The sequence below is a fragment of the Kitasatospora sp. MY 5-36 genome, from assembly GCF_001182915.1.
Taxonomy (GTDB): domain Bacteria; phylum Actinomycetota; class Actinomycetes; order Streptomycetales; family Streptomycetaceae; genus Kitasatospora.
In genome coordinates, this window is record NZ_LFVW01000709.1 from 1 (window position 1) to 4,202 (window position 4,202).

The window sequence follows — 4,202 nt, forward strand, 5'->3', positions numbered from 1 at the left end:
CCGCCGGAGGTGGACCTCGCGGCCTTCCGGATCGTCCAGGAGTCGGTCACCAATGTGGTGCGGCACGCGGACACCGACGCCTGTGTGGTGGCGGTGGACCACCGGACGGCGGGGGAGCTGTCCGTCGAGGTCACCGACCGGGGGCGGGGCCTGGGTCCGGTCCGGGGGGCCGGCGGCGGGTTCGGGCTGGCCGGGCTGCGGGAGCGGGTCGCCCTGCTGCGCGGCGAGTTCGAGGCCGGGCCGCTGCCCGGGGGCGGCTTCCGGGTGGCCGCCCGGCTGCCGGTGCCGGTGGCGGTATCGGTGTCGGTACCGGGTTCGTCGGGCTCGTCGGGCTTGTCGGCCGGGGAGGCGGGCGCGTGATCCGGGTCCTGCTGGTCGACGACCAGCCGCTGGTGCGCGCCGCGCTGGAGATGGTGATCGCGGAGACGGCGGACGTCGAGGTGGTCGGCGAGGCCGGCACCGGGGCGGAGGCCGTCCGGCTGGCCGCCGAACTGCGGCCGGACGTCGTGGTGATGGACATCCGGATGCCCGGCATGGACGGCATCGAGGCGACCAGGTTGGTGACCGCCGACGGCGGGCCGACCAGGGTGGTGGTGCTCACCACCTTCGACGAGGACGAGCACGTGTACGCGGCGCTGCACGCCGGGGCGTCCGGCTTCCTGGTCAAGGACATGGCGTTGGACGACATCCTCGGCGCGGTGCGGGTGGTCGCCGCCGGGGACGCGCTGATCGCGCCGGGCGTCACCCGGCGGCTGATCGGGGCGTTCGTCGGGGGCCGCCCGTCGCGGTCGGGGACCGGCGGGCCCGGGCCGGGTGCCCGGGGTGTCACCGCTGCGGCCGCCGCCGTCGCAGCCGAGCGGCGGCTGGCGGCGATCACCGGGCGCGAGCGCGAGATCCTGACCCTGGTCGGCCGGGGCCTGTCCAACACCGAGATCGCCGCCGAACTGGTGCTCAGCATCGCGACCGTCAAGACCTACATGACCCGGCTGCTGGCCAAGCTCGACGCCCGGGACCGGGTGCAGCTGGTCATCCTGGCCTACGAGGCGGGCCTGGTCTCGGTGTCCGGCTGACCGGGCCCGCCGCAGAAACGATTCAGCGCTTGATCGCCACGCCCGCGTACATCGCGATGTCCTGGTCGCGGACGGGTGTGGCACCGGCGTCCGGCCGCCAGTGGTGCACCAGCGTGACGCCCGGGTCGAGCAGCTCGTAGCCGTCGAAGAAGGCCTCCGTCTCGGCCTTGTCGCGGATCTGGAGCGGGATGCCGCGCGCGTTGTACTCACGGCCGACGCCGCCCACGCCCACCGGGTCGGTGTCCCCGGTGAAGACCGTCAGGGCGAGGAAGCTGCCGGGGGCCAGGGCGTCCATGAAGCGGCGCACGATGCCCTGCGGGTCGTCCTCGTCCAGCACGAAGTGGACGATCGCGATCAGCGACAGCGCCACCGGCTGCGAGAAGTCGAGCACCTCGCGCAGCCGGGGGTTGCCGATGATCGACTCCGGGTCGCGGAAGTCGGCCTCCACGTAACAGGTGCGGCCCTCGGGCGTGCTGTCCATCAGGGCCCGCGCGTGGGTCAGCACGATCGGGTCGTTGTCCACGTAGGCGACCCGGGCCTCGGGGTCGACCGCCTGGGCGACCTCGTGCACGTTCGGCGAGGTCGGGATGCCGGTGCCGATGTCGAGGAACTGCCGTACGCCGTACTGCTCGGCGAGTCTGCGCACCGAGCGCTGCATGAACTCGCGGGTGGTGCGCATCGAGGTCGGCAGCGCCGGCCAGGCCCGCACCGAGGCGTGCGCCGCGACCCGGTCCGCCTCGAAGTTGGTCTTTCCGCCGATGAGGTAGTCGTAGACCCGGGCGGAGTGCGGAACGTCCATCCGCAGGTCCACCGACGGGTAGTCCTCGCGCGGACCGTGCTCTGCCCGGACCTCGTTCGCCATGTTCGTTCTCCCGCCGCTGGGCATCCGTCACCAACCGCCCTGGTGGCGGTTCATGGTGCGCATGGTAACGGTCGCCCGCCGCACGGGAATGACAGGGTCTCAGGCGTGCGCCTCCGGGTGCTTCGGGTCGAGTGCGTCGGCGCCCGGCTGACGGGGGACCACGGCGCTGTCGGCGTCGCGCCGCCCGTGCGCCGCGAGTTCGAGGGCGGCGCCCGTCCAGGCGAGGCCGAAGGCCCAGGTGGCCAGCCACTCGCCCAGGTACAGCGGCCGCACCGGCCAGTCGGAGCCGACGCCCGTCACCCCGGCCAGCAGCGAGAGCGCCAGGGCGGCCAGGATCACCACCCCGGCCACCAGGTAGGCCGTGCCCACCCGGGCCGGCTGGGCGGAGCGGGGGTTGCGGAAGGAGTAGAGGCAGAAGACCGCCAGCATGACGAACAGCAGGCCGGCGAAGACCAGGTGGAACACCCCGACGGTGCGGTCGAGGCCGGACCCGCCCCCGGTGTACGTCGGGCAGAACGCGACCCCGAGCGCGAAGAACCCGGCCGCCGTGCTCCAGCGGTCGTCCCGGCGGTCGAAGCGGTAGCAGATCAGGAACACCCCGAGGGCGCACAGCGCGCCGACGAAGACGTTCCGGGTGTCGGTGTAGTACGCGCCGCTCATCGAGTTCGGCCAGAAGCCGTCGGTGCCGCGCCCCGTCAGCTCGGCGGCCAGCCAGTTGCCGAACGGCAGGGCCACCGGCAGCAGGATGCCGATCAGGCCGACGCCGAGGCGCAGGATCGCGATGGTCCGAACGTCCTGGGTGCTCCGCCGGACAGCGGGGGAGTTCTGCGTGCGCACGTCGTGAGTCACGGACGCCTCCTTGCCTTTCCACGGGCGCGTGGGCCCGCTCGTCCTCCGGCCGCGCGGGACGGGGTGGGGCGGCGTCGGACGGGCGCCGCCCCACACCTGAGCGACCGTCAACTGGTGTACCCGCATTGGCGTTCGAAGCACCACCGATTTGAGCGGTTTAGACCCCCGATGACCGTCCGGAGCACCCCGGACGACCATCCACTACGGACCCGGAGGGCCCGACGGTTCAACTCCCGCGCGGAGAGTGGGACAGCGGCCCCCACCAGCCCCAACCGTGCCTGGACGAGCCGGGATCGATCTGTACCATTCCCTTCCGATCGGTGATCGGATCTGACAGCATCGTCCGGCGACCGGTCGCCGGTGATCCGTGCGCGGTGCGCGCACGACGCGTCCACCTGCGGCCCCTCCGGCGGCCGCCGTCCTGCTGCGCCTCGTGGAGGAGACGTGACCGCCAAGGCCGGCACCCCCGGGGCCGCCCACCGCCCGGCGCACTGGGTCCGCACCCGGCTGCGCGCCGACCCGGGCACCGCCCTGCTGACGGCGGCCCTCGCGTTCGTCACCGTCCTGCTGTCCGTGGCCGTCCCCCGCGTCACCGACCGGGGCGCGGACGCGGCGCTGCGGGACTACGTGCACCGGCAGGGCATCCACGCGACCAGCCTGCACTTCTCCTCCAAGGCCCGGCCGAGCGACACCGCCGCCGACCTCGACGCCGTCGACCGGCAGCTCGTCGAACGGGTCGGCGGGAAGCTCGCGCTGTCCCCGGCGGGCCTGGCGCACGGCTCCGTGACCGATTCCGTCCCGATGTTCAACCCGGGCTACCGCCGGGTGAGCGACAGCGCCCCGCCCAGGCTCTCCCTGGCCCACCTGGCCGGCCTCGCCGACCGGGTCACCCTGACCGAGGGCAGCCGCCCGGGCCCCGCCACCGCCGGAGCCCCGCTGCCGGTGATGGTCAGCCGGACGGCCGCCGAACTGGTCGGCATCAAGGTCGGTGACGTCGTCGACAGCGGCAGCACCGGCCCCGACAGCCGGCGGACCGCCGTGGTGACCGGCCTGTTCCGGGTCAACGACCCGCTGGACCCGTTCTGGACCGGCCTCGGCTGCCCGGACCGCCCCTGCCTGAACATCGACCTGGAGCACGGCAACTGGCTGGGGGCCACCGGCTTCGTCGACGGCGACAGCCTGGCCGGGCTGACCGGCTGGGGCACGTCCGTCCAGAACTTCTGGCGGGTGGCCGTGGACCCGGCCCCGCTGCGCGCCGACCGGCTGGAGCGGACCCGCGCCGACGTCCTGCCCCTCGTGTCCGGGCCGGGCGTCGCGGCCCTGGCCGGCGCGACCGGGCGCGCCGACCTGCGGTCCGTCTCGACGCTGCCCGTCATCCTCGACCGGGCGGCCGAGCGCTACCGGGCCGCGATGGCGCTGAG

At 74.1% G+C, this 4,202-nt stretch carries 5 protein-coding genes; 3 read left to right on the top strand and 2 right to left on the bottom strand.

Annotated features, from left to right (window positions below; genetic code table 11):
- Both AE652_RS34160 and AE652_RS34165 read left to right on the top strand, forming a co-directional pair.
- A partial coding sequence (locus tag AE652_RS34160) for a sensor histidine kinase (protein ID WP_049658746.1) occupies positions 1-360 on the top strand: 360 nt, incomplete at its 5' end.
- A 50-nt stretch (positions 361-410) separates the two neighbouring features.
- Positions 411-1,070: a response regulator transcription factor gene (locus AE652_RS34165; RefSeq protein ID WP_049658752.1), complete on the top strand. Its 660-nt coding sequence runs from the start codon at positions 411-413 to the stop codon at positions 1,068-1,070.
- Positions 1,071-1,092: 22 nt separating this feature from the next.
- Here AE652_RS34165 and AE652_RS34170 read toward each other — a convergent pair whose 3' ends face one another.
- Both AE652_RS34170 and AE652_RS34175 read right to left on the bottom strand, forming a co-directional pair.
- Positions 1,093-1,932 (bottom strand): SAM-dependent methyltransferase, encoded by an 840-nt coding sequence (locus AE652_RS34170; RefSeq protein WP_049658749.1) that lies wholly within the window; start codon positions 1,930-1,932, stop codon positions 1,093-1,095.
- 99 nt (positions 1,933-2,031) lie between these two features.
- On the bottom strand, positions 2,032-2,781 hold the full coding sequence (locus tag AE652_RS34175; protein WP_053112426.1) for a hypothetical protein: 750 nt from the start codon (positions 2,779-2,781) through the stop codon (positions 2,032-2,034).
- Positions 2,782-3,225: 444 nt separating this feature from the next.
- Between AE652_RS34175 and AE652_RS34180 the strand changes: the two genes are divergently transcribed.
- A partial coding sequence (locus AE652_RS34180; RefSeq protein WP_049658751.1) for a hypothetical protein occupies positions 3,226-4,202 on the top strand: 977 nt, incomplete at its 3' end.

What these genes read in the sequence shown, in the direction of transcription:
- AE652_RS34165 (WP_049658752.1), top strand. Translation starts at nt 411, where the DNA reads ATGGTGATCGCGGAGACGGCGGACGTCGAGGTGGTCGGCGAGGCCGGC.
- AE652_RS34170 (WP_049658749.1), bottom strand. Translation starts at nt 1,932, where the DNA reads ATGGCGAACGAGGTCCGGGCAGAGCACGGTCCGCGCGAGGACTACCCG.